At 66.9% G+C, this 25,894-nt stretch carries 22 protein-coding genes; 10 read left to right on the top strand and 12 right to left on the bottom strand.

Features of this window, described 5'->3' with window-relative positions; genetic code table 11:
- Positions 1 to 104: 104 nt before the first annotated feature.
- From VV867_RS07585 to VV867_RS07570, 4 genes are all read left to right on the top strand, one after another.
- Complete coding sequence (locus tag VV867_RS07585; protein ID WP_328566023.1) at positions 105 to 1,124, top strand: zinc-dependent alcohol dehydrogenase family protein; 1,020 nt, start codon at positions 105 to 107, stop codon at positions 1,122 to 1,124.
- 453 nt (positions 1,125 to 1,577) lie between these two features.
- Positions 1,578 to 2,036: a (2Fe-2S)-binding protein gene (locus tag VV867_RS07580; RefSeq protein ID WP_328566022.1), complete on the top strand. Its 459-nt coding sequence runs from the start codon at positions 1,578 to 1,580 to the stop codon at positions 2,034 to 2,036.
- Positions 2,037 to 2,047: 11 nt separating this feature from the next.
- Positions 2,048 to 4,306: a xanthine dehydrogenase family protein molybdopterin-binding subunit gene (locus VV867_RS07575; RefSeq protein ID WP_328566021.1), complete on the top strand. Its 2,259-nt coding sequence runs from the start codon at positions 2,048 to 2,050 to the stop codon at positions 4,304 to 4,306.
- 151 nt (positions 4,307 to 4,457) lie between these two features.
- Positions 4,458 to 4,793 carry a ribonuclease E inhibitor RraB gene (locus VV867_RS07570; RefSeq protein WP_089392137.1) on the top strand — a complete coding sequence of 112 codons (336 nt, stop codon included), beginning with the start codon at positions 4,458 to 4,460 and terminating at the stop codon, positions 4,791 to 4,793.
- A 432-nt stretch (positions 4,794 to 5,225) separates the two neighbouring features.
- Here VV867_RS07570 and VV867_RS07565 read toward each other — a convergent pair whose 3' ends face one another.
- The 4 genes from VV867_RS07565 to VV867_RS07550 all read right to left on the bottom strand — a co-directional run bounded on the left by VV867_RS07565 (position 5,226) and on the right by VV867_RS07550 (position 10,356).
- Positions 5,226 to 5,885 (bottom strand): DsbA family oxidoreductase, encoded by a 660-nt coding sequence (locus VV867_RS07565; protein ID WP_109934000.1) that lies wholly within the window; start codon positions 5,883 to 5,885, stop codon positions 5,226 to 5,228.
- 484 nt (positions 5,886 to 6,369) lie between these two features.
- On the bottom strand, positions 6,370 to 8,778 hold the full coding sequence (locus VV867_RS07560; RefSeq protein WP_328566020.1) for a TonB-dependent receptor: 2,409 nt from the start codon (positions 8,776 to 8,778) through the stop codon (positions 6,370 to 6,372).
- A 100-nt stretch (positions 8,779 to 8,878) separates the two neighbouring features.
- Positions 8,879 to 9,853 carry a FecR domain-containing protein gene (locus VV867_RS07555; protein ID WP_328566019.1) on the bottom strand — a complete coding sequence of 325 codons (975 nt, stop codon included), beginning with the start codon at positions 9,851 to 9,853 and terminating at the stop codon, positions 8,879 to 8,881.
- Complete coding sequence (locus tag VV867_RS07550; RefSeq protein ID WP_089392141.1) at positions 9,853 to 10,356, bottom strand: sigma-70 family RNA polymerase sigma factor; 504 nt, start codon at positions 10,354 to 10,356, stop codon at positions 9,853 to 9,855. Before VV867_RS07550 ends, VV867_RS07555 begins: the two co-directional genes overlap by 1 nt.
- Positions 10,357 to 10,605: 249 nt before the next feature.
- Here VV867_RS07550 and fusA point away from each other — a divergent pair, with 249 nt between their 5' ends.
- Positions 10,606 to 12,714, top strand: coding sequence for an elongation factor G (gene fusA, locus VV867_RS07545; protein WP_109933997.1), 2,109 nt, complete (start codon positions 10,606 to 10,608; stop codon positions 12,712 to 12,714).
- 729 nt (positions 12,715 to 13,443) lie between these two features.
- On the opposite strand, the gene VV867_RS07540 is transcribed toward fusA, so the two are convergent.
- On the bottom strand, positions 13,444 to 14,232 hold the full coding sequence (locus VV867_RS07540) for a carbon-nitrogen hydrolase family protein (protein WP_328566018.1): 789 nt from the start codon (positions 14,230 to 14,232) through the stop codon (positions 13,444 to 13,446).
- Positions 14,233 to 14,248: 16 nt separating this feature from the next.
- Positions 14,249 to 15,931, bottom strand: a complete 1,683-nt coding sequence (locus tag VV867_RS07535; protein ID WP_275630130.1) for a flavin monoamine oxidase family protein — start codon at positions 15,929 to 15,931, stop codon at positions 14,249 to 14,251.
- Positions 15,932 to 16,195: 264 nt separating this feature from the next.
- Between VV867_RS07535 and VV867_RS07530 the strand changes: the two genes are divergently transcribed.
- The 3 genes from VV867_RS07530 (at position 16,196) to VV867_RS07520 (ending at position 18,742) form a co-directional block, all read left to right on the top strand.
- Entirely contained in the window at positions 16,196 to 16,624 is a 429-nt protein-coding gene (locus VV867_RS07530; RefSeq protein ID WP_109936655.1) for an Lrp/AsnC family transcriptional regulator, read from the top strand.
- 115 nt (positions 16,625 to 16,739) lie between these two features.
- On the top strand, positions 16,740 to 17,174 hold the full coding sequence (locus VV867_RS07525; RefSeq protein ID WP_109936656.1) for a carboxymuconolactone decarboxylase family protein: 435 nt from the start codon (positions 16,740 to 16,742) through the stop codon (positions 17,172 to 17,174).
- Positions 17,175 to 17,404: 230 nt separating this feature from the next.
- Positions 17,405 to 18,742 carry a sigma-54 dependent transcriptional regulator gene (locus VV867_RS07520; RefSeq protein WP_089392146.1) on the top strand — a complete coding sequence of 446 codons (1,338 nt, stop codon included), beginning with the start codon at positions 17,405 to 17,407 and terminating at the stop codon, positions 18,740 to 18,742.
- A 55-nt stretch (positions 18,743 to 18,797) separates the two neighbouring features.
- Here VV867_RS07520 and VV867_RS07515 read toward each other — a convergent pair whose 3' ends face one another.
- From VV867_RS07515 to VV867_RS07490, 6 genes are all read right to left on the bottom strand, one after another.
- Complete coding sequence (locus VV867_RS07515; RefSeq protein WP_328566017.1) at positions 18,798 to 20,054, bottom strand: hypothetical protein; 1,257 nt, start codon at positions 20,052 to 20,054, stop codon at positions 18,798 to 18,800.
- Between the two features lie 55 nt (positions 20,055 to 20,109).
- Positions 20,110 to 20,844: a hypothetical protein gene (locus VV867_RS07510; protein ID WP_275630132.1), complete on the bottom strand. Its 735-nt coding sequence runs from the start codon at positions 20,842 to 20,844 to the stop codon at positions 20,110 to 20,112.
- A gap of 45 nt (positions 20,845 to 20,889) precedes the next feature.
- Complete coding sequence (locus VV867_RS07505; RefSeq protein ID WP_109936659.1) at positions 20,890 to 21,570, bottom strand: C39 family peptidase; 681 nt, start codon at positions 21,568 to 21,570, stop codon at positions 20,890 to 20,892.
- 77 nt (positions 21,571 to 21,647) lie between these two features.
- Positions 21,648 to 22,676: a heme utilization protein gene (locus VV867_RS07500; RefSeq protein WP_328566016.1), complete on the bottom strand. Its 1,029-nt coding sequence runs from the start codon at positions 22,674 to 22,676 to the stop codon at positions 21,648 to 21,650.
- A 52-nt stretch (positions 22,677 to 22,728) separates the two neighbouring features.
- Positions 22,729 to 23,301: an adhesin gene (locus VV867_RS07495; protein WP_328566015.1), complete on the bottom strand. Its 573-nt coding sequence runs from the start codon at positions 23,299 to 23,301 to the stop codon at positions 22,729 to 22,731.
- Between the two features lies 1 nt (position 23,302).
- Positions 23,303 to 23,749, bottom strand: coding sequence for a hypothetical protein (locus tag VV867_RS07490; RefSeq protein ID WP_089392152.1), 447 nt, complete (start codon positions 23,747 to 23,749; stop codon positions 23,303 to 23,305).
- A 608-nt stretch (positions 23,750 to 24,357) separates the two neighbouring features.
- Between VV867_RS07490 and VV867_RS07485 the strand changes: the two genes are divergently transcribed.
- Both VV867_RS07485 and VV867_RS07480 read left to right on the top strand, forming a co-directional pair.
- A complete protein-coding gene (locus VV867_RS07485) occupies positions 24,358 to 25,188 on the top strand; it encodes an undecaprenyl-diphosphate phosphatase (RefSeq protein WP_328566014.1) in 831 nt (276 codons plus the stop codon).
- A 16-nt stretch (positions 25,189 to 25,204) separates the two neighbouring features.
- Positions 25,205 to 25,891, top strand: a complete 687-nt coding sequence (locus tag VV867_RS07480; protein WP_328566029.1) for a DUF1294 domain-containing protein — start codon at positions 25,205 to 25,207, stop codon at positions 25,889 to 25,891.
- Positions 25,892 to 25,894 lie beyond the last annotated feature (3 nt).

Raw genomic sequence — 25,894 nt, 5'->3', positions numbered from 1 at the left:
CGGAATCATCGGCATTTATGTCGACTATCGATAGCGGTGGGTAGCAAGCACAAGAAAGCCCGGATAGAGTCCGTGGCTATAAAGCATCAACGGCGAGGTATGTGATGTCCCGCATGATCCGTTTCCACCAGTTCGGTGATGCCTCGGTACTCAAACTCGAGGAAGTCCCGACCCCGCAACCGGGGCCGGATGAAGTCCTGATCCGCACCCAGGCGCTGGGCGTGAGCTGGCGCGACGTGCTCTGGCGGCAGAACCTGGCGCCCGACCAGGCCCAGCTGCCCGCCGGGATCGGCTACGAACTGGCTGGCGTGGTCGAGGCCGTGGGCGCGAACGTCAGCGATCTTGCGCCCGGCATGGCCGTGGCCAGCTTCCCGGCCGATTCGCCGAACCAGTACCCGGCCTGGGGCGACTACGTGGTGATGCCGCGCACCTCGCTGACGCGCTACCCGGACAACCTCACCCCGGTCGAGGCCGCGGTGCACTATACCGGCCTGCTGTACGCCTACTTCGCCCTGGTCGAGCTGGCCAGGCTGCAGCCGGGCCAGCACGTGCTGATCACCGAGGCCGGGCACTGCCTGGCGCCGCAGTCGATCCAGCTGGCCAAGGCCCTGGGTGCCAAGGTCATCGCCACCACCAGCCACGAGAACACCCGCGACTTCATCCGCAGCCTGGGCGCCGACAAGGTGATCTACACCGAGGAGCAGGACCTGGTGCTGGAAGTCGAGCGCTTCACCGACGGCAAGGGCGTGGAAGTGGTCCTGGACCAGTGCGCCGGCCCGCAGATGAAGCTCTTGGGCGACGTCGCCGCGCCGCGCGGCAAGCTGATCCTCTACGGCATCAACGGCGGCAACGACGCCACCTTCCCGGCCTGCGCGGCCTTCAAGAAGCACCTGCAGTTCTACCGCCACTGCGTGCTGGACTTCACCGGCCAGCCGGAAATCGGCCTGACGCGCAACGACGAGGCGGTGCAGCGGGCGCTGCAGGCGATCAACCAGATGACCGCCGACCAACTGCTCAAGCCGAGCATCGACAAGGTCTTCGACTTCGCCAGGTTCCGCGAGGCCAGCAACTACATGGAAAGCTGCCCCAGCGGCGGCCGGGTGGTGATGAAGGTCGCCGACTGACCCGCCGTCCCGCGCAATGCCAGAAGCCACTCCCCCGGAGTGGCTTCGGCGTTTCTGCGCACCCGCTTTTCGTAGGAGCGAGCTTGCTCGCGAACAAACCCCGTGCCGAAGCTGTTCGCGAGCAAGCTCGCTCCTACAGGGGAACGGTGTGGGTGGGGCGTAGGGCGAATAACCGTTCGCGGTTATCCGCCGCCATCCGTGCCACCGGGGCGTCCGGCGCGGCCGGTGAATTCAATCGCGGACGGAGTCCGCTCCTACGACCGTGCTTCCTGGAACCCGGCCGCATCCAGCGCAGGATCGGGCAAGCCTGCGCAGGACCGGGCAAGCCACTGGGCGGGCTTTTCCCGTATCGTCGCGGCATTCGGCCGGGGAAGCGCCTAGGCTGAATCCATTCCCACGGAGCGGCCTTGGCTCCGCATTTCCACATCACCCGAACCAAGAGGTGAGCGCCTGATGATCAAGCTGAAACTCAACGGCAAGGACCATGAATTCGACGCGCCCGGGGAAATGCCCCTGCTCTGGGCGCTGCGCGACGTCGCCTTGCTCACCGGCACCAAGTACGGCTGCGGCATGGCCCTGTGCGGGGCCTGCACCGTGCACGTCGACGGCCAGCCCACGCGCTCCTGCGTGACGCCCCTGGCGACGGTGGCCGGCAAGCAGGTCACCACCATCGAGGCGGTGGCCGGGCAACCCGCCGGCAAGGCGGTGCAGGAGGCCTGGCGCAAGCTGGACGTGGTGCAGTGCGGCTACTGCCAGTCCGGCCAGATCATGTCCGCCACGGCGCTGCTGGCCGGCAACAAGAGCCCCAGCGACGCCGACATAGACGCGGCCATGGGCGGCAACATCTGCCGCTGCGCCACCTACGTACGCATCCGCGCGGCCATCCACGAAGCCGCGCAGAACCTGGCCTGAGGAGACTCGACATGGCAGACCTGCAGCAACGAGCCAGCCTCGAGCCGGAAGACGCCGGCAACGGCATCCTCAACCTCAGCCGCCGGCATTTCCTGCGCGGCGCCGGCGGCCTGGCCCTGGGCATCTACTTCGCGCCGCTGCTGGGCCGCTTCGGCGACCCCGAGGCCGCCGCGGCCAAGGCCTTCGAACCCAACGCCTTCGTGCGCATCGCCGCGGACGACACGGTGACGGTGATCGCCAAGCACGTGGAAATGGGGCAGGGCAGCTACACCGGCCTGGCCACCCTGCTGGCCGAGGAGCTGGACGCCGACTGGAGCAAGGTCCGCGTCGAGGGCGCCCCGGCGGACGCCAAGCGCTACGCCAACCTGGCCTTCGGCACCCTGCAGGGCACCGGCGGCAGCAGCGCCATGGCCAACTCCTTCGAGCAGATGCGCAAGGCCGGGGCCACTGCCCGGGCCATGCTGGTAGCCGCCGCGGCGCAGCGATGGAAGGTGCCGGCCGAGCAGATCGAGGTGCACGACGGCGTGGTCGAGCACAAGGCTTCCGGGCACAAGGCCGGGTTCGGCCAGTTGGCCGAGGCGGCGGCCCAACAGCCGGTGCCGGCGGACGTGCAGCTCAAGGCGCCGAAGGATTTCAAGCTGATCGGCCAGGTCAGGCTGCCGCGCAAGGACAGCCAGGACAAGACCGATGGCCAGGCGCGCTTCACCCAGGACGTGCACCTGCCGGACATGCTGGTGGCCGTGGTGGCGCACCCGCCGCGCTTCGGCGGCGTGCCGGGGAAGGTGGACGACAGCAAGGCCAAGGCCGTGCCCGGCGTGGTGGCGGTGGTGCAGTACCCGGGCAGCGACTCGCGCTTCGCCGGCGTCGCCGTGCTGGCGAAGAACACCTGGGCCGCGCGCCAGGGCCGTGACGCCCTGCAGGTGGAATGGGACGAGAGCAACGCCTTCCGCCTGGGCAGCGACGAGATCTTCGCCAGGTACCGGGAGCTGGCGGCCAAGCCGGGCGTGGTGGCGCGCAACGAGGGCGACATCGCCAAGGCGCTGGACAAGCCGGCCAGGCTGATCGAGGCCGAGTACCAATTCCCCTACCTGGCCCATGCCTCGATGGAGCCGCTGAACTGCGTGGTCAAACTCTCCGACGGCGCCTGCGAGATCTGGAACGGCGAGCAGTGGCAGACCGGCGACCAGATGGCCGTCGGGCAGTTGCTCGGCATCGCCCCGGAGAAGGTCGCCATCACCCAGCTGTACGCCGGCGGCAGCTTCGGCCGCCGCGCCAACCCGCACTCGGACTACGTGCTGGAGGCCGTCTCCATCGCCAAGGCGGCCCGCGAGCACGGCCACAAGGGCCCGGTGAAGATGGTCTGGACCCGCGAGGACGACACCCGCGGCGGTTACTACCGCCCGGCCTTCCTGCATAGCGCGCGGCTGGCGCTGGATGGCCAGGGCAACCTGGTGGGCTGGCAGCAGCATTTAGTGGGACAGTCGTTCATCGTCGGCACGCCCTTCGAGAAGGTGATGGTCAAGGACGGCATCGACAAGGTGGCGGTGGAAGGCGCGGCGGACCTGCCCTACGCCGTGCCCAACCTGCACGTGGAGCAGACCCTGGTGCCGGAGATCAAGGTGCCCACCCAGTGGTGGCGCTCGGTGGGCCACACCCATACGGCGTACTCCACCGAGACGCTGATCGACGAAGCCGCGGTCGCCGCCGGCAAGGACCCGTACGAGTTCCGCCGCGCGCTGCTGCAGAAGTACCCGCGGCACCTGGGCGTGCTCGACCTGGTGGCCGAAAGGGCCGCCTGGAAGCAGCCGCTGAAGGCCGGCGGGGAAGGCGAGAAGCGCGGACGCGGGATCGCCGTGCACGAGTCCTTCGGCAGTTTCGTGGCGCAGGTGGTGGAAGTCACGGTGAAGGCCGACAAGAGCTTCAAGGTCGACCGCGTGGTCTGCGCCGTGGACTGCGGCCTGGCGATCAACCCGGACGTGATCCGTGCGCAGATGGAAGGCGGCATCGGCTATGGCCTGGCCATGGCCCTGCACAGCGCCATCACCCTCAAGGAAGGGGTGGTGGAGCAGTCCAACTTCCATGACTTCCAGGTGCTGCGGATCAACGAGATGCCGGCGGTGGAGGTGCACATAGTGCCGTCCAGCGAGGCGCCCACCGGCGTTGGCGAGCCCGGCGTGCCGCCGGCGGCGCCGGCCCTGGCCAATGCCCTGGCGGCAGCCACCGGCAAGCGCATCCGCACCCTGCCGATCGGCAACCAGTTGCAGGCCTGAGGCCGGTGGTGAGGGCGGCCCGCTGCCTCGTGCAGCGGGCCGTTGCCTTTTCCGCGGCCGGCGCCCGATATTTCCGGCGCGGTCGCGCCAAGGCAGGTATCCTTGTGGGCAGGCGCCCGACCGGGCGCCCCCTTTCTACTGGAGCTGTGACATGACCCGCGACAAGCAACTCTTCCCCGACGACGAGATCGGCGACGCCCTGTGGGCCCTGCAGGAAGATGGCGAGGACCTTTCGTTCGAGCGTGAGGTGGAATTCGCCGTGATCTTCCCGGAAGAGCAGGCGGCGCTGGATTTCGCCATCCTCCTGCTGCAGAACGGCCAGAAGGTGGCCTATTCCGAGTATGACGGCGACCCGGCCAACCCCTGGCAGGTCCTGGCCTACCCGGTGATGGAGCCCACCCACGAGAACATCGGTGGCTACGAGGAGCTGCTGGCCGAGCATTCCGAGCCGCTGGGCGGCAAGACCGACGGCTGGTCGGCGCTCTGAGGCGGGATGGGTAGGAAAAAGCCGGGGCATGTCCCCGGCTTTTTTGTGGGTGGCGAGCGGACGCCATGCCTGCCGGTGGATTGCATGTCCGTAGGGCGAATAACCGTTCGCGGTTATCCGCCGATGGCCGCGCCACCGGGACGTCCGGCATGGCCGGTGAATCCAATCGCGGACGGAGTCCGCTCCTACGACCGTGCTTCCTCGAACCGTAGGAGCAACTGTCTTGCCGGTTGCACCGAAGCGCTCTTCGTAGGATGGGTTGAGCCTTGGCGAAACCCATGCGGCCATGGCGATGGGTATCGCTTCGCTCAACACCATCCTACGGAGCCACAACCCTCTCCGGCGTAGGAGCGGACTCCGTCCGCGATTTGGCGGATAACGCCGTAGGCGTTATGTGCCCTACGGGGATGGTGCGGGTGGGGGCATTCGCGTCTATGGTGCCGGTTCGCCTTTCTCGGCCACCTGGCGCAGGGCTTTTTCGTAGTAGTCGGCCGATTGCGCGCCGGAGATCAGCTGGCGGCCGTTGATGATCACCGCCGGCACGGCGCGGATGCCGTGGCTGGTGAAGAATTCCTCCTGCTCCATCACTTCGCTGGCGTAGGCGTCGCTGTCGAGGATCTCGCGGGTGCGCACCGGGTCCAGGCCGACGCCGGCGGCCAGGTCCAGCAGTTCCCCGCTGTCGCTGATGTTGCGCCCTTCGCCGAAGTAGGCGTGCAGCAGCGCCTGTTTCAGCGCCAGGTCGCGGCCCTGTTCGGCGGCCCAGTGCAGCAGGCGGTGGGCGTCGAAGGTGTTGTAGATGCGCTGGCGCCTGTGCAGGTCGAAGTGGAAGCCGACTTCCTCGCCGAAGTCGCGGATGCGCTTGTGGTTGCTGGCGATGTCCTCGGCGCTGCTGCCGTACTTGCGCTGCAGGTGCTCGACCAGGTCCTCGCCTTCGGCGGCCATGTCGGCATTGAGCTCGAAGGGCTTGATGTGCAGTTCGACGTCGATCTCGCCGTCGACGCGCTGGATGGCTTCCAGCAACCCGGAAAGGCCGATGGCGCACCAGGGGCAGACGACGTCCGAGACGAAATCGAGGGTGATGGCTTCGCGCATGCGGGTGATCTCCGCCTTTGGGTTTCAGGGTTCAAGCATGGACCTTTTTGTGTCGGATGATCCAGCCTTGCGGGGCGATGGGCGCCCCTGTCATCACCTTTGACTTTAGGTTTTATTCATAACTACATGATTTTTAATTGAAATTTATATTCCAGAAATGACTTTAACTTGGGCGCTCTCCTGGCCACCCGAGAGCAGGCTACAGGCCTTGCCCCGCCAGGGATCTGGCCGCCTTGAGGCAGACGGGAAAAGCTACAGCTCTTTTAGTTGTTTCTTGAAGTGGCTCTTAACTAGTTGATATTCAATTGAAATTTTTCTTTAAAAGCATGGATTTCCTTACCTTTCAGAAGATTTTACATTCGAAAAATAATGTAACTGATTGAAAATCAATAAAAATTTATATTTTAGGTTTTGACCTGCCCCCAAACGAACGCAGGCCGGGCGACGCCACTGGCTCGCCCGGCCGGCACCGACCTCAGGGGCCTCAGAAGTCGACGGTGGCGGACACCCGCAGGGTGCGCGGCTCGCCCTGGGTCAGGTAGCCGCCGATGGTGGAGGCCCAGTAGGCCTCGTTGGCGACGTTCTCCAGGTTGGCGCGCAGGGTCACGTCGCGCTGTTCCACCTTGAAGCGGTAGCGGGCGCCCAGGTCGACGCGGGTCCAGGCCGGGATGCTCAGGTTGTTGGCCTGGTCCAGGTACTGGCCGCCGGTACGCAACAGGCGGCCGTTGACCGCCAGGCCGTCGATGCCGGGCACGTCCCTGTCGGCGCCGAGGTTGTACTGGAACTGCGGCACGCCGATGGCGCGGTTGCCGTCGTTGGCGCCGCCGGCGGTGTTGCGCAGCTCGGTGTCGATCCAGGTGGCGCCGGCCAGCAGGCGCAGGCCGTCCAGCGGTTCGCCGAACAGGTTCAGCTCGACGCCGCGGTTGCGCTGCTCGCCGTCGACGCTGAAGACCTTGGTGTCCGGGTCGGTGACGCTGGTGGGCTGTTCGATGCGGTAGAACGCCAGGTTGCCGCCGTAGCTGCCGAAGTCCAGCTTGGCGCCCACCTCGACCTGTTTGGAGCGCTGCGGGGCGAACACCTCGCCGACGTTGACCGCGGTGGAGGGCGCGGTGGGGCCGGCGGCCAGGCCTTCGATGCGGTTGGCGTACAGCGACAGGTAGTCGGTGGGCTTGACCACGATGCCGTACACCGGCGTGGTGATGGATTCGCAGTAGTCGGCGTTGCGCACGCCGGCGTAGCTCCAGCCGTCGGTGCCGATGCTCTGGCGGCGCACGCCGAGGGTCAGCAGTACGCGGTCGTCGAGAAAGCCCAGGGTATCGGAGGCGGCGGCGCTGCGGTTGCGCGTCTTGCCGACGATGCCGGGGTCGTTGTAGTCGCCGCCGGAGAAGGTGGTGGCCGGCTTGGCGACCTGCACGGGGTGGTACAGGTTGGCCGGGAACTTGGTCAGGGCCATGCGGTAGGCGCTGCGCTGCTCGGCCCAGATGCCGGCCAGGCCGAAGTTCAGCTGGTGGCTCACCGGGCCGGTGTGGAAGCGGCCGTTGAGGCCGGCCATGGCGCTCTTGTTGTCCTCGTCGTGGGTGGCGTCCATGGTGCCGCCGCCGGCGGTTCCGGCGTTGTCGCTCAAGGTCAGCGAGGAGTAGCTGCCGTTCTCGCGGGTGTGCTTGGCGCCGCCGGAGAGGTAGGCCGTCCAGTTGTCGTTGAGGTCGTATTCGCCGCGGAACATGCCGTAGCTGTCTTCCAGCTGCGAGTAGCTCCAGGCCTGGCCGTAGTTGCTGTCGGCGTCGGGGGCGTGGGGGATGCTGGTGACGCCGCTGCCGACGTAGACCACCGGGCGGCCCTGGTTGATGCGCTGCTTCTGGTAGCCGAAGTCGCCGCTCAGGCGCAGGCGCTCGCCGCGGTAGTCGAGGTTGACGCTGGCCAGCTTGTAGCGCTGGGCGTTGTCGTCGATGGCGGTGTCGCCCTCGCGCTGGGCCAGGTTGAGCCGCGCGCCGAAGCGGTTGTCCTCGCCGAAGCGCTGGCCAAGGTCGAGGTGTTCGCCGACCTGGCTGTCGCTGCCGTAGTCCAGGCTCAGGCTGCGGGTGGGGATGTCCTCGGCGTGCTTGGTCTGCAGGTTCACCGCGCCGCCGATGCCGCTGCCGCTGGGCGTCACGCCGTTGATGAAGGCGTTGGGGCCCTTGAACAGCTCGACGCGCTCCAGCGACTCGGTGCCGATGATCTGCCGCGGCGTCACGCCGTACAGGCCGTTGAGCGAGACGTCGTCGGTGCTCAGCGGCAGGCCGCGGATGACGAAGACCTGGGAGAAGTTGCCGTAGCCGTTGCCCTGGCGCACCGCGGCGTCGTTGAGCAGCACGTCGCCGACGGTCTGCGCCTGCTGGTCGCGGATGGTCTGCGCGGTGTAGCTGGAGAAGGCGAAGGGCACGTCCTGCATGTCCTGGTTGCCCAGCATGCCCAGCCGGGCGCCGCGGGCCACCTGGCCGCCGCTGTAGGCCGGCGGCAGCTCGCCGGGGGCCTGGGCCACGGCGCTGACGGTGGTGGCGCCCATTTCCAGGGCCTCGCCGTCCCGGGCGATGGGCTCCACGCCATAGCCGCTGGGCTTGCGGACCAGGCGGTAGCCGCTGCCTTCGAGCAGCCGGCCGAGGCCGTCTTCGGCGTCGTAGCTGCCCTTGAGGCCGTCGCTGTGGCGGGCGTTCAGGGTGGCGGCCTCGAAGGCCAGCGGCACGCCGGCCTGGGCGGCGAAGCGCGCCAGCACCTCGCCCAGCGGGCCGGGGGCGATGTCGTACTGGCGTTGCACGCTGACGGTCTCCGCGGCCAGGGCGGGCAGGGCGGCGCCGTGCAGGGCCAGGCCGATGGCCAGGGCGAGGGTGTGGGGCTTGAGGCGGAGGCGGGTGGTCATGCGGTGTTCCTGTCGGCGGGAGGTGTGGATGGGTTGTTTCCTCCTTCACCGGACGAGCAGGAAAAAGGTGTCACGGCGGATGAAAATTTTTTCCGGGGCCTCAGGCGGGCTCCAGGGTCACCCAGTAGCGCGTCAGGCGGCTGACCTTCAGCGGCAGCATGTCGGCCAGCAGGCGCAGGCCGGCGTCGTCGTTGCCCAGGGGAATGGCGCCGCTGACGCGCAGGCCGGCCAGCTGCGGCGCGCAGCGCAGCACGCCGCTGCGGTAGCGGCCCAGTTCGGCCAGCAGGGCGTCCAGGCGCATGTCCTGGGCCAGCAGCATGCCGTTCTCCCAACTGCTGGCATTGGCGTCCGCCGGCTGCACGGCCTGCAGGGCGCTGGCGCTGAACAGCAGTTGCTGGCCGGCCTCGACCTGGCGGCGCGCGGCGCTGGCGAGGGGCTCCACGGCGACACTGCCTTCCAGCACGGCCACCCGGCACAGCTCGCCCAGGTCGCGCACCGCGAAGCGCGCGCCGGCGGTGCGCAGCAGGCCCTGGCGGCTTTCCACCAGGAACGGCCGCGGCTCGGGCGCCGGGTCGGCATGGGTGGCGACGAGGATTTCCCCCTCGAGCAGGCGCAGGCGGCGTTCCCGCGGGGTGAAGCGGATGTCCACGGCGCTGCCGGTGTTGAGCGTCAGCAGGCTGCCGTCGGGCAGTTGCACGCGCTTGCGCTCGCCGGTGGCGGTGCGCTGGTCGGCGCTCCATTCGGCCCAGGGCAGCTGGCGCGCCGCCAGCCAGGCCGCGGGCGCCACCGCCAGCAGCAGGCCCAGGCGGTTGAGCATCTGCCGCCGGCTCGGGCCGCGCTCGCCGAGGCGCTGCAGGCTCTGCCGGCCCATGCCCGGGGGCAACTGGTGCAGGCCGCCGAGCAGGCTTTCCGCGCGGCGCCAGGCCTCGGCGTGCTGGGCGCTGCGCCCGCGCCATTGCTCGATGGATTGCTCGATGGCCTGCAGGTCGGCGTCGCTGGCCGGGCGTTCGCCCAGGCGCACCAGCCAGTCGGCGGCTTCGCCGAGGATGCGCGGGTCCAGCGTTTGCTCGTGCATCAGGCCAGGCTCAGGCAGGCGATGAAGGCCGCGCGCATATAGCGTTTGACGGTCGCCAGGGACAGCCCCAGGCGCTCGGCGATGGCCGGGTAGGTGAGGCCGTCCAGCTGCGAGAGCAGGAAGGCTTCGCGGGTCAGGGGCGGCAGTTCGCCCAGCGCCGCGTCGATGCGTTCCAGGGTTTCCAGGATCAGCTCGCGGGCTTCCGGGCCGGGGGCCTGTTCCCCGGGCAGCGCGGCCAGGGCCTCGAGGTAGGCGCGCTCGATCTCCTGGCGGCGCCAGCGGTCCACCAGCAGCCCCTTGGCGATGTGGGTGAGCAGCGCCCGCGGGCGTTCGCCGATGTCGCCCGGCGGCCGGCGCAGCAGGCGCAGGAAGGTGTCCTGGGCCAGGTCGGCGGCATCCCAGGCGTTGCCCAGGCGGCCGCGCAGCCATTGCTGCAGCCAGCCGTGATGGCGTTCGTAGAGGCTGTGCAGGTGTTGTTCGGCGGAGGGTTCGGCGAATGCCACGGTGTCGTGCGCCAGATGATCATTTGCGAATGACTCTCATTTTATGTCGGTTCCGCCGCGGGGCGCAATGCCACGACGCCGCAGCCGGTCGGCGCGCGTGCCGAGCGCTGCCATCTGCACTGGCATTGCCACGCAGACGCGCTACCTTCAGCCTGTCCCGAATGCAAAATTCGCGGGTTTGCCTTCCTCGGCGGACGGCACCGTCGTTCGCGGTCGAAACCTCAGCCATCCAGAGATACGGAGCAGATCATGGCTCGCACCACGCCCATCGAGCTTTATCGCAACATCGGCATAGTCGCGCACGTGGACGCCGGCAAGACCACCACCACCGAGCGCATCCTGTTCTACACCGGCGTCAACCACAAGATGGGCGAGGTGCACGACGGGGCGGCGACCATGGACTGGATGGTGCAGGAGCAGGAGCGCGGCATCACCATCACCTCGGCGGCCACCACCGCCTTCTGGCAGGGCTCGACCAAGCAGTACCCGCACAAGTACCGCTTCAACATCATCGACACCCCCGGCCACGTCGACTTCACCATCGAGGTGGAGCGCTCGCTGCGCGTGCTCGACGGCGCCGTGGTGGTGTTCAGCGGCGCCGACGGCGTCGAGCCGCAGTCCGAGACGGTGTGGCGCCAGGCCAACAAGTACCACGTGCCGCGCCTGGCCTACGTGAACAAGATGGACCGCCAGGGCGCCGACTTCCTGCGCGTGGTCGAGCAGATCAGGCGCCGCCTGGGCCACGACCCGGTGCCGATCCAGCTGGCCATAGGCGCGGAGGAGAACTTCAACGGGCAGATCGACCTGGTGAAGATGAAGGCCATCTACTGGAACGACGACGACCAGGGCACCAGCTACCGCGAGGAGGAGATTCCCGCCGAGCTGCAGGGCCTGGCCGCGGAATGGCGCGCGCACATGGTCGAGGCCGCCGCCGAGGCCAACGACGAGCTGATGAACAAGTACCTCGAGGGCGAGGAACTGAGCCAGGAGGAGATCAAGGCCGGCCTGCGCCAGCGCACCCTGGCCAACGAGATCGTCCCGGCGGTGCTGGGCTCCTCGTTCAAGAACAAGGGCGTGCCCCTGGTGCTGGACGCGGTGATCGACTACCTGCCGGCGCCCTCGGAAATCCCGGCGATCAAGGGCACCCACCCGGACGACGAGGAGAAGCACGACGAGCGCCACGCCGACGACAGCGAGCCGTTTTCCTCGCTGGCCTTCAAGATCGCCACCGACCCCTTCGTCGGCACCCTGACCTTCACCCGCGTCTACTCAGGTGTGCTGAGCAGCGGCGACGCGGTGCTCAACTCGGTGAAGGGCAAGAAGGAGCGCGTCGGGCGGATGGTGCAGATGCACGCCAACCAGCGCGAGGAGATCAAGGAGGTGCGCGCCGGCGACATCGCCGCGCTGATCGGCATGAAGGACGTGACCACCGGCGACACCCTGTGCGCCATCGACAAGCCGATCATCCTCGAACGCATGGACTTCCCCGACCCGGTGATCTCGGTGGCGGTGGAGCCCAGGACCAAGGCCGACCAGGAGAAGATGGGCATCGCCCTGTCCAAGCTGGCCCAGGAGGACCCCTCGTTCCGTGTCAAGACCGACGAGGAGACCGGGCAGACCATCATCTCCGGCATGGGCGAGCTGCACCTGGACATCATCGTCGACCGCATGCGCCGCGAGTTCAACGTCGAGGCCAACATCGGCAAGCCGCAGGTGGCCTACCGCGAGGCGATCCGCAGGAAGTGCGAGATCGAGGGCAAGTTCGTCCGCCAGTCCGGCGGCCGCGGCCAGTTCGGCCACTGCTGGATCCGCTTCGAGCCGGGCGACGAGGGCAAGGACGGCCTGGAGTTCCACAACGAGGTCGTCGGTGGGGTGATTCCCCGCGAGTTCATTCCGGCGATCCAGAAGGGCATCGAGGAGCAGATGCACAACGGCGTGCTCGCCGGCTACCCGCTGATCGGCCTGAAGGCGACGGTCTACGACGGCTCCTACCACGACGTCGACTCCAGCGAGATGGCCTTCAAGATCGCCGCCTCCATGGCCACCAAGCAGCTCTCGCAGAAGGGCGGCGCGGTGCTGCTGGAGCCGGTGATGAAGGTCGAGGTGGTGACCCCCGAGGACTACATGGGCGACGTGATGGGCGACCTGAACCGCCGCCGCGGCCTGATCCAGGGCATGGAAGACACCCCGGCGGGCAAGGTGATCCGCGCCGAGGTGCCGCTGGGCGAGATGTTCGGCTACGCCACCGACGTGCGCTCGATGTCCCAGGGCCGCGCCAGCTACTCCATGGAGTTCACCAGGTACGCCGAGGCGCCGGCGAACATCGCCGATGCCATCGTGAAGAAGAACAACGGCTGAGCCCCTGGTGAAAGAAGAACGGCGCCTGTGGGCGCCGTTTTTCATTCGGGGAAGGGGAATGGCGTAGGGCGAATAACCGTTCGCGGTTATCCGCCGCCATCCGTGCCACCAGGGCGTCCGGCGTGGCTGGTGAGTCCAATCGCGGACGGAGTCCGCTCCTACGCTGGCCGAGCCATGCCATTCCCCTGTAGGAGCGCGCCCTGCGCGCGAATCGCGGGCAGGGCCCGCTCCTACGACCGTGCTTCCTGGAGCCGTAGGAGACTCTGTCCGCGATTCGGCGGATAACGCCGTAGGCGTTATGCGCCCTACAGGGCCCGGGAGCCTCGTGGTTCCGCACCACACCGAACGGATAACGCAGCGTCAGCCGGCAAGTTCGTAGGGCGAATGACCGTTCGCGGTTATCCGCCGTTGGTCGTGCCACCGGAGCGTCCGGCGTGGCGGATGCCAATCGCGGACGGAGTCCGCTCCTACGTTGGCCGAGCCATGCCATTCCCCTGTAGGAGCGCGCCCTGCGCGCGAATCGCGGGCAGGGCCCGCTCCTACGACTGTGCTTCCTGGAGCCGTAGGAGCGGACTCTGTCCGCGATCGGCGGATAACGCCGTAGGCGTTATGCGCCCTACGGGGGCCCGGGAGCCTCGTGGTTTCGCACCACACCGAACGGATAACGCAGCGTCAGCCGGCACGTTCGTAGGGCGAATAACCGTTCGCGGTTATCCGCCGCTGGCGCCATCAGGACCGGTACAGCATCGGCCTACGCAGGCGCAGGTAGCTGTAGCCCTCGCGGACCATGGCGATGCGTTCCGGCTCGAGGTCGGCGATCAGCAGCTCCCCGGCCTGCCTGGCCCGGGCGATCACCTGGCCGTCCGGGGCCACCACGCAGCTCAGGCCGCAGTATTCCAGCTCGCCTTCGCTGCCCTGGAAGTTGGCGTAGGCGAGGAACACCTGGTTTTCGTAGGCACGGGTGGGCACCAGCACCTGGCAGACGAACTCGTAGGGGTGCATGTTGGCCGTGGGCACCAGCACCAGGTCGGCGCCGGCCAGGGCCAGGGTGCGCACCGCCTCGGGGAACTCGACATCGAAGCAGATCAGCAGGCCGAGCTTCCAGCCGTCCAGCTCGACGATCGCCGGCGGCTCGTCCGAGGGGCTGAACTGGTCGCGGTCGAGGTCGCCGTACAGGTGCGTCTTGCGGTAGTTGGCGCGGCGCTCGCCCTGGCGGTCGATCAACTGGACGCTGTTGAAGGGCGCGCCGTCGGGGTTGCGTTCCGGGTAGCCGTAGAGGATGCCCAGGTCGAATTCCCGGGCGATCCCGGCCACGGTTTCGGCGATGGCGCCGTCGGCGGCTTCGGCCAGGGCGGCGACGCGTTCGGCGCCGATGTTGTAGCCGCTGGCGTACATTTCCGGGCAGACCAGCAGGTCCGCGCTCTGGGCGGCCGCGCGTTGCGCGGCCTCGCGCAGCCGGCGCAGGTTGCCGGGCAGGTCATCGGGCCCCGGAGGGCATTGGTAGAGGGCGAGACGCATGGCGCTTCCTCCTTGGTCAATCGGGCAGGGCCACGGGGCCCAGTTCGGCATAGCGGTCGCCGGGGCCGGGGTTGTCCGGGTGGGTGGCGCCGCCGAAGTGGTGCAGGATGCCCCACACGGCGTTGAGCGAGGTCTGTACCGCGCCTTCGACCCAGGCCGGGGTCCAGGATACATCGTCGCCGGCGATGAAGATGCCGCGCTGCTCGGCGGGCAGCTCGTCCTGCATGAAGTGCGAGTACATGCGGTGGTTGTAGCGGTAGTGGCCGGGCAGGGCGCCCTTGAAGGCGCCGAGGAAGTGCGGGTCGGCCTCCCAGGACACGGTGATGGGGTTGCCGATGACGTGGCTGGCGATGTCCACCTCCGGGTAGACCTTCTTCAGGGCATCCAGCGCAAGCTGCACGCGCTTCTCCACCGGGTGCGGCAGCATCTTCATGGCGTCGCTCATCCAGGAGTAGGACAGGCAGATCACCCCGGGCTTGTCGTCGCCGTTGTCGAACAGGTAGGTGCCGCGGGTCAGGCGGTCGGTGAGGGTCATGCTCATGACGTCGCGGCCGGTCTGCGGGTCCTTGTCCTTCCAGAACGGCCGGTCGACCATGACGAAGGTCTTCGACGACTGCATGTAGCGGGTGCGGTCCAGGGCCATCCACATCTTCTGCGAGAACAGCGCTTCCTCGCATTCGATCTGGGTGGTCAGCAGCCAGCTCTGGCAGGTGGTCAGCACCGCGGCGTACTCGCGGGTGTCGCCCCAGTAGTCGGTGACCGCCAGGTTGCCGCTGGCGGCGCGGGCGATCTTCTTCACCCCCGGGCGCGGCGCGCCGTTGTGCAGCTTGGCCAGGGACGTGCCGGCCGGCCAGTGCGCGCACTGTTCCGGCACGTGGTTCCAGATGCCCCGCGGCACCTGCTCGACGCCGCCCACCACCAGGTGCTGGTGGTCGTCGCAGTTGGTCATCACCACGCGGAAGATTTCCAGCATGGAGTTGGGGAAGTCCGAGTCCCAGCCGCCGGTGCCGAAGCCGACCTGGCCGAAGATCTCGCGGTGGTGGAAGGACAGGCGCGAGAAGGCCTTGGAGGTGGCGACGAAGTCATAGAAGGTGCGGTCGTCCCACAGCGGCACCAGCTCGTCCCACAGCGCCTTGAGCTTGGCGGTGTCGCGCGCGCGGATGGCGTCCTGGATCTCGGAGAAGCGCGCACCGTCCTCCAGGGCGTCGGCCCAGGCCTGGGCGACCTCGCGGAAGATCGGCGGCAGGTCGTCGATCTTCTCCGCGTAGTGGCTGGTGCCTTCCAGGTCCACCACGGTGCTGCCGGAGGCCGGCGTCAGCGGGTTGGGGAAGGGCTTGGTCTGCAGGCCGAGCTTGTCGACGTAGTGGTAGAAGGCCGTGCTGGAGACCGGGAAGCGCATGCCGCCCAGCTCGGCGATGATGCCGTCGGCGCCCTCGAAGGGCTCCGAGCGCAGCCGGCCGCCCAGTTTCGAGGCCTCGTAGACCACCGGTTTCAGGCCCAGCTTCATCAGTTCGTAGGCCGCCACCAGGCCGGCGATGCCGGCGCCGACGATGGCCACCTCCTTGCCGTGGTTGTGCGCCGGGATGCTGCCCAGGCCCGCCGGGTGTTCCAGCCAGTCGTCGAAGGCGAAGGGAAAGTCCGGGCCGAAGATGGTCACCGGTTTCTTGCCGGGGGTATGGGGGTGGCGGTTGTCGTGCATTTGTCTCTCCCAACGGTTCTGGCGTGCCTGGCCCTTGTTCCAGCATTGCCCAGGCAGGTGTCTCTTGCACCGCCGCACGCGCTCCGCGGCCGGCCTTCCGATGGATGGCGGGGCGCGGAGAGGGCAAGCCTGGCCAGGCTTGTCGGCCGGCCCTGGCGGGCCGGCGCTGGTGCACATGGTGGCAAAGCCGGTCGTTGAAATGAATCCGCCAATCTGCAAAATGACGAGCCTATTCAAGGCAATTAAACCGATGGATCAGACAAAATGACGAAAAATGCCGATGCGGCCCTGCTCAACCTCCTGCGCGCCAACGCCCGCGAGTCGGTTTCCGAACTGGCGCGCAAGCTCGGGGTGTCGCGCTCCACGGTGCAGAGCCGGATCGAGCGCCTGGAGCAGCAGGGCATCATCAGCGGCTATTCGATCAAAGTGGCCGACAGCTACGCGCAGTCGCTGGTGCGCGCCCATGTGCTGGTGACCGCGCTGCCCAAGCTGTCGCACCAAGTGGTGCAGGCGCTGGAGAAGATCCCCGAGGTGAAGACGCTGCACTCGGTGAGCGGCCAGTTCGACATGATCGCCATCGTCGAAGCCCTGTCGATCCGCGACCTGGATGCCTTGCTCGACCGCATAGGCGCGCTGGACGGCGTGGAGCGCACCATGTCGTCGATCATCCTCTCCACCCGCATCGACCGCTGAACCCGGCGGCGCCAATGGACTCCCGCAATAGCGCCGCATTGGCTATTCGGCGGGCCCGCCGCGGACGCTAAGGTGGGCCCATTCCCGCCACCGGCGGGCCCCACTGGAGAGAACCATGAGTGCACGTATCGAATGGGCCAGGCAGTCCCCCGAGGCCTACAAGGCCATGCTCGGCCTGGAACAGGCCCTGGCCGCTTCCGGCCTGGACGACAGCCTGCTGGAGCTGATCCGCCTGCGCGCCTCGCAGATCAACGGCTGCGCCTATTGCGTGAACCTGCACGCCAATGACGCGCGCAAGGCCGGGGAGAGCGAGGCACGCCTGCAGACCCTCTGCGTCTGGCGCGAGACGGACTTCTTCAGCGCCCGCGAGCGTGCCGTGCTGGCCTGGGTGGAAAGCCTCACCCTGCTGGCCGAGAAGCACGCCCCGCAGGCGCAGTTCGACGCCTTGCGCGAGCATTTCAGCGAGACCGAGATCGTCGGCTTGACCCTCGCCATCGCCACCATCAATGCCTGGAACCGCTTCGGCGTCGGCATGGCCATGGTGCCCTGAGGCAGGGGCCGGGGAGAGGGTTGAAGGCGTCCGTGCGGGCGCCTTTGGCGCTCAAGCAGAGCGGCCGGGGGCAAGTCAAGCGAAACGAGCGCAGGGATGAGATCGTTTCGGCATCGACGTTATAGGAAAACGGTCAATGGGCGCGTCAAGATATTGCTAGCTTTACAACTTGAAGCGCCAAGTTTCTGTTTTATAAAGTTTTTCAAAAAAATGGCGCCAAGGAAGGGAGCATGCTTGAAGCCGCGTCGAAGCGACGTCGTCTGCTGGTGGTCGATCCGTGTGACGACTGCCAGCGATTATTACCCGGACTCCGGGCAGCAGGGTGGGAGGTAGACAGTTGCGGGCTCGACGTGGCGAGCGAACACAACTGCGACGTCGGCCTGCTGCGCCTGCATCCGCAACACCTGGAGCGCCCGGAATCGGTGAAGGACCTCATCACCCGCAGCGGCACCGAGTGGATCGCGGTGCTCAGCCCGGACGCACTGCCCATCCAGGAGGTGGGCGATTTCGTCTGCGAATGGTTCTTCGACTTCCACACCCTGCCGTTCGACGTGGCGCGGGTGCAGGTCACCCTCGGCCGCGCCTTCGGCATGGCGCGCCTGCGCGGGCGCGGCGGCACCTACCACAGCCTGGAGCACCAGCACGAGCTGCTCGGCGAGAGCCGCTCGATGCAGGAGCTGCGCCGCCTGCTGGCGAAGTTCGCGCCCACCGAGTCGCCGGTGCTGATCCGCGGCGAGAGCGGCACCGGCAAGGAGCTGGTGGCGCGCACCCTGCACCGCCAGTCGCGGCGGGCCAACCGGCCGTTCATCGCGATCAACTGCGGGGCCATCCCCGAGCACCTGATCCAGTCTGAGCTGTTCGGTCACGAGAAGGGCGCCTTCACCGGCGCGCACCAGCGCAAGATCGGCCGCTTCGAGCAGGCCAACGGCGGCACCCTGTTCCTTGACGAGATCGGCGACCTGCCCCTGGAGCTGCAGGCCAACCTGCTGCGGGTGCTGCAGGAGAAACAGATCGAGCGCGTCGGCGGCAGCCAGCCCATCGCCGTGGACGTGCGGGTGCTGGCGGCCACCCACCTGGACCTGGAGAACGCCATCCGCACCGGCGGTTTCCGCGAAGACCTGTACTACCGCCTGAACGTGCTGCAGGTGTCCACCCTGCCGCTGCGCGAGCGCAATGGCGACCTGGCGCTGCTGGCCAACCATTTCGCCCACCTTTATAGCGTCGAGACCGGCCGCCGCCCGCGGCGCTTCAGCGACGACGCGCTGGCGGCGATGGCCGAGCACGCCTGGCCGGGCAACGTGCGCGAGCTGGCCAACCGCGTGCGACGCGGCCTGGTGCTGGCCGAAGGAAGGCAGATCGAGGCCCGCGACCTGGGCCTGGAGCGCCAGCGCGGCGGCTCCGGCAAGGTGCCGCTGGTGACCCTGGAGGAGTACAAGCTGGGCGCCGAGCGCCAGGCCATGTGCGACGCCCTGGCCCGCCACGGCGACAACCTGAGCCTGGCGGCGCGCATGCTGGGCATCTCGCGGCCGACTTTCTACCGCCTGCTGCACAAGCACCAGCTGCGCTGAGTGCTGCGCCGTAACGACAACGGCCCCTTTCGGGGCCGTTGTCGTATGCGGGGGATCAGAAGTAGTAGGGGAATTTGACGCTGAAGCTGAAGTCCGGGGCATCGGGGCTGATGCCGATGGACAGGTTCGGCACTATGGTCAGGTTGTTGCTCCAGGCGTAGGTCAGGCCCCAGTTGAAGTAGGCGGCGTTGGCGTCGCTGTCGGTGATCGACTGCCAGTCGCCGCCGTCGGGTTTGAGCTTGCTCTTCTGCGCGATCAGGTCGGAGAAGGAGAACGACATGCTGGTCTTCTCGTTCAGCGCGAAGGCCACGCCGGCACCGACCTGGAACCAGTCGCCCAGGTCCACCTTGCCGCCGAGCTTGGTGCCCTGCTGCGGGCTGATGTCGCTGAAGTCGCGCTCGAAGTTGTGGGTGTAGCTCAGGCTGGCGAAGAGCACCGCCGGGTCGACGGTCTTGACCAGCGACAGGCCCGGGGTGATCGACCAGACACCGTTGCCGGTGGGCAGGTCGTCGGGCACGTTGAGGCTGTCGTTGTCCGGTGCGCGGACCAGCTTGATGCCGTACGGGTCCTTGCCGGTGGGGGCTTTCACCCGCAGGCTGAACACCGCGTCGGGGCGCGACTCGGTCTCGTCCATGAACTTGTAGGCGATGCCAAGGTTGACGTCGCCCAGGGTCGGGTCGCGGTCGACCTTCTCGTCGGTGGACTGCGCGGTGGAGTTGCCGGCACCGGCCGAGGAGTAGGTGCTTTCGCGATAGACCACGGGCACGTTGATGTCGAACTGCCAACGGTTGTTCCAGTTGTAGCGGCCGGTCAGGTCCAGGGTCCAGTTGTCGGCCTTGATGTTGTCCACGCCGATGTTGCCCAGGAAGATGGTGTCCAGCGCCAGGAAGCCGTTGAGGATCAGCTGCTTGGTGTCGTAGTGGGTGTAGGTCAGGCCCGTCTCGAAGCTGAAGGCGCCGTTGCCGAAGAAGCCGCTGGCCTCGTCGTAGAGGTTCTCCACGCTTTTGGGCGGGTTGTTGCTGTCGTCCTTGAGCGATTCGCCGTAGGAGCTTCCGGTGCCCGGCGGCGTCGGCTTGTTGGTGGAGGTGACCAGGCGCTTGGGTTGCGCCGGGGTCGCCGGCTGTTCCTCGACCTGGCGAACCCGCTGCTCCAGCACCATGAGCGCCTTCTGCTGCGACTCATAGCGTTGCTTGAGCTCGATGAGCTCCTGTTTCAGAGCCTCCACCTCGGCCTCCGTCGCAGCATGGACGAAGGCCGAGGGGAGCAAAGCGGATACACAGATTGCGGTGCGAAGCGAGAGCGATCGGTGCATGGCGCGCTATCCCTATCTTTATCGTTGGGGCACTGCTTCCGCCACTGAGCGTAGATCACATTCCCATGGATCGCAGGCCCTTGAGCTGGTCGAGATTGCAATCCAGCGCTCCGACGGAAGGTGCGTTGTTACGCAGGACCACGTTCAGCTGGGTAAGGTTGTTGACCAGGTTGCTGCTACCCAGCAGGTTGGTGGCCTGCACCAGGCCGCCGGCCCCCAGTTGCTGGAGGCTGGAGCCTTGGCCGTTGGCGTTGATCGCCAACTGGATGTTCCCCTTGCCGGGGGAGACGGTGACGGTGCCGGCGCCGTTGCTGGCGCTGATCTGGCCGTTCAGGGGCGTGCCCTGGTTGCTGGCGGCGGGCGCCTGGTCGGCTTCGCTCACGTTGATGCCGACGTTGTTGTAGGCGGTGTTGTAGTCACCCGCGGAGCGTGCGCTCTGGGTGACGCCCTGGGTCTGGTTGAGCCCTGCGCCACCGACGATGCTGCCGGTCGCGGCCGAGGATGTGCCGCCGTTGCCGGTTTCGTTGGTGGTGGTGACGTAGAACTGCGGTTTGATGGTGGATTCCTGGATCTGCATGCTCACCTTGGCGCCGATGTTGTCGCCTACGGCGTTCTTCCAGGTACTGCTCATGACGATGCCGAAGCTGATGATGCGCCCGGGCATGACGTAGCGGCCGCGCAACTGGGCCAGCTCCTGGTCGTGCAACTCGATCGGCCGGAATACCTCGGCGGCCTGGATCGGCAGGCTGGCCACCAGGCAGGCGGTGGCGAGCATCGGAATGGTTCTCATCGTTCGCTCCCCGAGAGGATCCCACCCCTCGTTATCGTTTGTGGCTCACAGGAAGTCGCTCTGGATGAATCCGAAATCCATGAGCTCCGCGTCCTTGACGGGGCGGAAGGTATCGAGGCGGTTCTTGGCGGTCAGCGGTTCCGGCGGGCTCATCAGGGCGTTTGCCCTGTCATAGCCGGGGCCGATGATGGCGAAGATGATGCCGTTCCAACCCTTGAGAAAATCTTCTTCCTTGTAGCGCTTGTGGCCGAGCACGGGGTCGCCCACGTAGACGTAGCCGTTGTGCGTGCGCTGCAGCACGACGAAGTGCTTGTAGCCACGCACGTCCAGCAGCACGATCACCGGAATGGTCAGTTTCTCCAGCGAGGAGATCGGGATGCGGTAGCCGCGGGCCCGCATGCCGATGCTTTCCAGGTAGGTCTTCATGTCCAGCATCGAGAAGCCCTGGGTCCGTACCAGTTGGGGGTCGGCCTTGACCAGCATGCCGCGGATGACGAACTCCTCGTCCACGTCGAGGTTGTAGCCGGTGCGCAGGATGGTGGCCAGGGCGGCGGCGCCGCAACTGAAGTCGGTCTTCTGTTCCACCAGGTTGCTGAAGCGACGTTCGCGGATGCTCTCCACATGCTTATAGGCCAGCATGCCCCCGGGCAGTATGGCGAAGGGCAGCTGCGCGGCCTGGATCAGGCCCGAGCAGAATGCGAGTAGCAGGAAAGCGAGCGTACGCATGATCGTGACGCCTTATGCCAGCGCTGGGAAAAGGGGAGGCTCCGTTGCCGGAGCCTCCAGGTACAGCACGATGTCGCTTAGAAGCCAGTGACTGCGCCAGTGCTTACGCAAGCCTGGCAACCGGCGGCGATGGACAGCGAGTTGCTCTGTTGGTTGCCGACGCCGGCAGCAACGTTCACACCCACGTTACCCGACACGCCGTTGAGCGAGTTGTTGATGGAAGCGTTGTTGACGACCGGGTCCTTCCAGCCGGTGGGAACCAGGACCTGATAGGTAGCCTGGCCACGCAGGTCGATGGTGCCAGACTCGCTGAAGTACAGCGGATCCTTGTCCACCTTGTTGTGGTCCTTGCCTTTGTTGTCATAGCTGTTGTGATGGCCACCTTTTTCCGGGTCATCCAGCACTACGCCCGAACCATGGCCCTGGTAGGTGCCATGAGCGTAGAAGCTGGACTTGAGGGTCTTGGTGTCGAAGGTGGCGATGCCCAGGTTGGCTACGTTGTTGCCAGTGGAGGTCTGGCTGGCGCCGCTGCTGGCACCGGCCAGGCGCCCACCGGAAACGGCGGCGGCCATGTCGTTTTTCTGTTGGTTGTAGTTGCCGGCGGCGATGTTGATGCCGACGTTGCCCGAGGCGCCGTTGGCCGAGTTGTTCAGCGCGGCGTTGTTGGTGGTGGAGAAGTTCCAGGCGGTGTTGTTGGCGTTGCCTTGGGTCACGGAGGTGGCCGCATAGGCGGAACCGAAGATGAACTGCTCATCCGCGGTGGCCAGGGCAGCGGCATTGGCCTGCTGGTTCATGTCGCCAGCGGCGACGTTGGCCCCGACGTTGCCCGAAGCGCCGCCCAGGGAATTGCTGACACCGGCGGTGTTCTTGGTCCCCTGGTTGATCACGTTGTTGCTGTAGCTGGATTGGCTATCGATGACGGTAGCGCTGGCACCGGCCGGAATCCGCGGGTCCTTGTACGGATCGTACTGCTGTTGGCCATGGTGGTTGTCATGGTCATGGCCGTGGCGACGGTCACGATCATGGTCATTGCCTGCGTAAACACTTACAGCCATGACTGCCGTGACAGCGAAAACCAGAGGCTTGAGGGCCATTGTAGGTTTCATGGTGTATCTCCTTGCATTTAGTGTGCTTAGTGTTTCTGGTTGTTGGCGTGGGTCAGTCTGCGACCCGGATGCTCAAGGTATTGGCAAGGCGATTGCCGATACCGGCACTCTGGCTCACCTGGACCACCCCCCGGCTGCCGGCGAATGCCTGGTCGCTGGTGACGACCTGCCGACTGCCCATGGTGGATCCGGTTGGGCCGGAGTTCTGGGACAACGTGATGTTCTGCTGGGACAGCACGTCGTCGTCGACGCTTTGCACCGCGTTGACGCTGATGCTCATGGCGTTGACCTGTTGGTTGGCGGTACCGGCGGCCTGGTTCACGCCCAGGGCGCCGCTGCCGTTGGAGAAGGAGTTGCCGCTGATCGAGGCCTTGGCGGCCTGGCTCGGGTCGGCGGTGGTGATGACCGTCTGCTGGAACCGGGTGCTGGCGCCGCCGCTGGTGCCGATGGCGATGGCCCGGCCGTTGGCCTGTTGCTGCTCGTCGCCGGCGGCCTGGTTGACGCTGGCCACGCCGTTGTAGCCGCGGCCGGCGTTGTCGATGCTGGCGTTGTTCACCAGCTGCGGGTCGGCGGCGAAGGCGCTGGAGCAGCAGAGCAGGGCGAGAAGGGGCAGGCGTGCTTTCATGTCAGCGATCTCCCGTCAGCATGCGCAGCGGCGACAGGCCCTGCTGCACGGTGCGATTGACCGAGTTGGAAATACTGGCGCCGCTGCCGCCGCCGCCCCCCAGGCTGCCGGACTGCAGCGTCTGGTTGGCGCCGTTGTCCATGCCGACCAGGTTGCCGCCGGGGAGAATCCGCTGGGTCAGGCTGGAACCGCTGGTGACGCGGGCGAAGTCGGCGTCATCCAGCTCGGCGTTGCCGAGTTGCTGGTTGACCTGGGAGGAGATGTTCGGATTGACGGTGATGGGATTCGGGTCCGGCACCATGGTGGGGCGGGTGGCGACCCGGGGCTGTACGGTGCGCTGGATGACAATGGTGCCGTCGCCTGCCTGGACCGGTGCCGACAGCGGAACAGCGGTCAGGCACGCGAGGGAAGCGAGCAGTCCGACGATCCTTGAGTCGATGTTCCCCATGATGGCGATCCCTTCTGGTGCGCTGTGCCCTGAACAGCAGTACCGGGATGGAGCAGAAGCCGTGCCGCTTTTGCTTATCGCTTGAAATTCAGGGGCTTACGAATAGCTGTCAGAAATGCCTGAAAGAAATCTGTTTCGCGGCTGAGACAATGAGTGGGGAACGCACCCCCACCGAAAGTGGGGGAAGTGCTCTGGAATGGGGCTTTGCGTGCATGCGTATCAGTGCTGAAACAGTTTCCCGTGATGCCATCGACGATTGCGCCATTCCTGAGGCCTGGCGGCCTTCGGCTGTTTCAGGGCTGAGACATGATGGCCACTCAGGGGTGCTTTTGGTACGAATGTGCACTTTTCATTTCAAGGGTTTAGCGAAGGCGACGGCACTGTTAAGGGAATGATCGCGGGCACCGGGTGTCTCATTCCACCGCTTGCTTACAGCCATGGCCGCAGGGTGAAACGCGCCAATGCGAGAAATTTTCGTTACACGCTGACCCGCGGCACTGCAATGCAGTAGCATGCCCAGCCTTTCGTCGGGCCCACCCACGGGTGCCCCGGCGGCTGCACGAAAACAGAAGAAAACGAAAGAGAAATGCGCCTTCGGGGGAAGCAGTATGGAGTTTTGGAGTGCCTTTCAGGCGTTCGTCCTGGGAGTGGTCGAGGGGCTGACCGAGTTCCTGCCGGTGTCCAGCACCGGGCACCAGATCATAGTCGCCGACCTGCTGGGGTTCGTCGGTGAGCGGGCCCAGGCCTTCAACATCATCATCCAGCTGGCCGCCATCCTGGCGGTGGTCTGGGAGTTCCGCGGCAAGATCATCGAGGTCATCTGCGGCCTGCCCAGCCAGCCTCGTGCACAGCGTTTCACCGTCAACCTGCTGGTCGCCTTCTTCCCCGCCGTGGTGCTGGGGGTGGCCTTCGCCGACCTGATCCACCACTACCTGTTCAACCCCATCACGGTGGCGGCGGCGCTGGTGGTCGGCGGGGTGGTCATGCTCTGGGCGGAGAAGCGCGAGCACCGCATCCGCGCCGAGAGCGTCGACGACATGACCTGGAAGGACGCCCTGAAGGTCGGGTGCGCCCAGTGCCTGGCACTGGTCCCCGGCACCTCGCGGTCCGGCGCCACCATCATCGGCGGCCTGCTGTTCGGCCTGTCGCGCAAGGCGGCCACCGAGTTCTCCTTCTTCCTGGCGATGCCGACCATGGTCGGCGCCGCCGTCTATTCCGGCTACAAGTACCGCGACCTGTTCCAGCCCGGCGACCTGCCGGTGTTCGCCGTGGGCTTCGTCACCTCCTTCATCTTCGCCATGATCGCCGTGCGCGGCCTGCTGAAATTCATCGCCAACCACAGCTACGCGATGTTCGCCTGGTACCGCATCGGCTTCGGCCTGCTGATCCTGGCGACCTGGCAGTTCAGCCTGATCGACTGGAGCAGCGCCGCCCCCTGAGGTCACACGGATGAACATGGAAAAGGACGGCGTGATCAGCCGCTGGGACGACGACAAGGGCTTCGGCTTCATCCGCCCGCGCGCCGGCGGCGAGGAACTCTTCCTGCACATCTCGGCCTTCCGCGGCGACCGCCGGCCCCAGACCGGCGATGCGGTGCGCTTCGTCGAAGGTTCCGATCGCCAGGGCCGCCCGCGCGCCGAACATGCGCGTCTGGCCGGCCTGGCCGTGGACCTGCCCGAAATCCGCCGCAAGCCGGCGGCGCCCGCCACCCGCGCCAAGGTCCGCAGCGGCCGGCAGATCGCCGAACCGACGCGGCCGGGCGGCTGGGGCAGTGGACTGGGCTGGCTCGCCGCCTTGCTGCTGTTGCCCCTGGTCGGTGCCGGCCGCCTGCTGCTCGCCGGCACCGCACCCTGGTGGCTGCTGGCCTACCCGCTGTTCAGCCTGGCGGCCTTCTTCGCCTACTGGCGCGACAAGCGCAGCGCCGAGCGGGGCGCCTGGCGTACCCCGGAGCAGACCCTGCACCTGCTGGAACTGCTGGGCGGCTGGCCGGGCGCCTTCCTGGCCCAGCGCCTGCTGCGTCACAAGACGCGCAAGCCCAGCTACCAGCTGGTGTTCTGGGCGATAGTGCTGGTGCACCAGGTGTTCTGGCTGGACCGCTTGCTCGGTGGCGTCCTTCTGGCGCGGGTGTTGCCCGCCTTCTGAGTC

Origin of the sequence: Pseudomonas sp. JH-2, assembly GCF_036231725.1 — a bacterium.
In the GTDB taxonomy this organism is placed as follows: domain Bacteria; phylum Pseudomonadota; class Gammaproteobacteria; order Pseudomonadales; family Pseudomonadaceae; genus Pseudomonas; species Pseudomonas delhiensis.
Note: the sequence above shows the minus strand (reverse complement) of the source record. Positions and strands in the feature narration are given on the sequence as shown.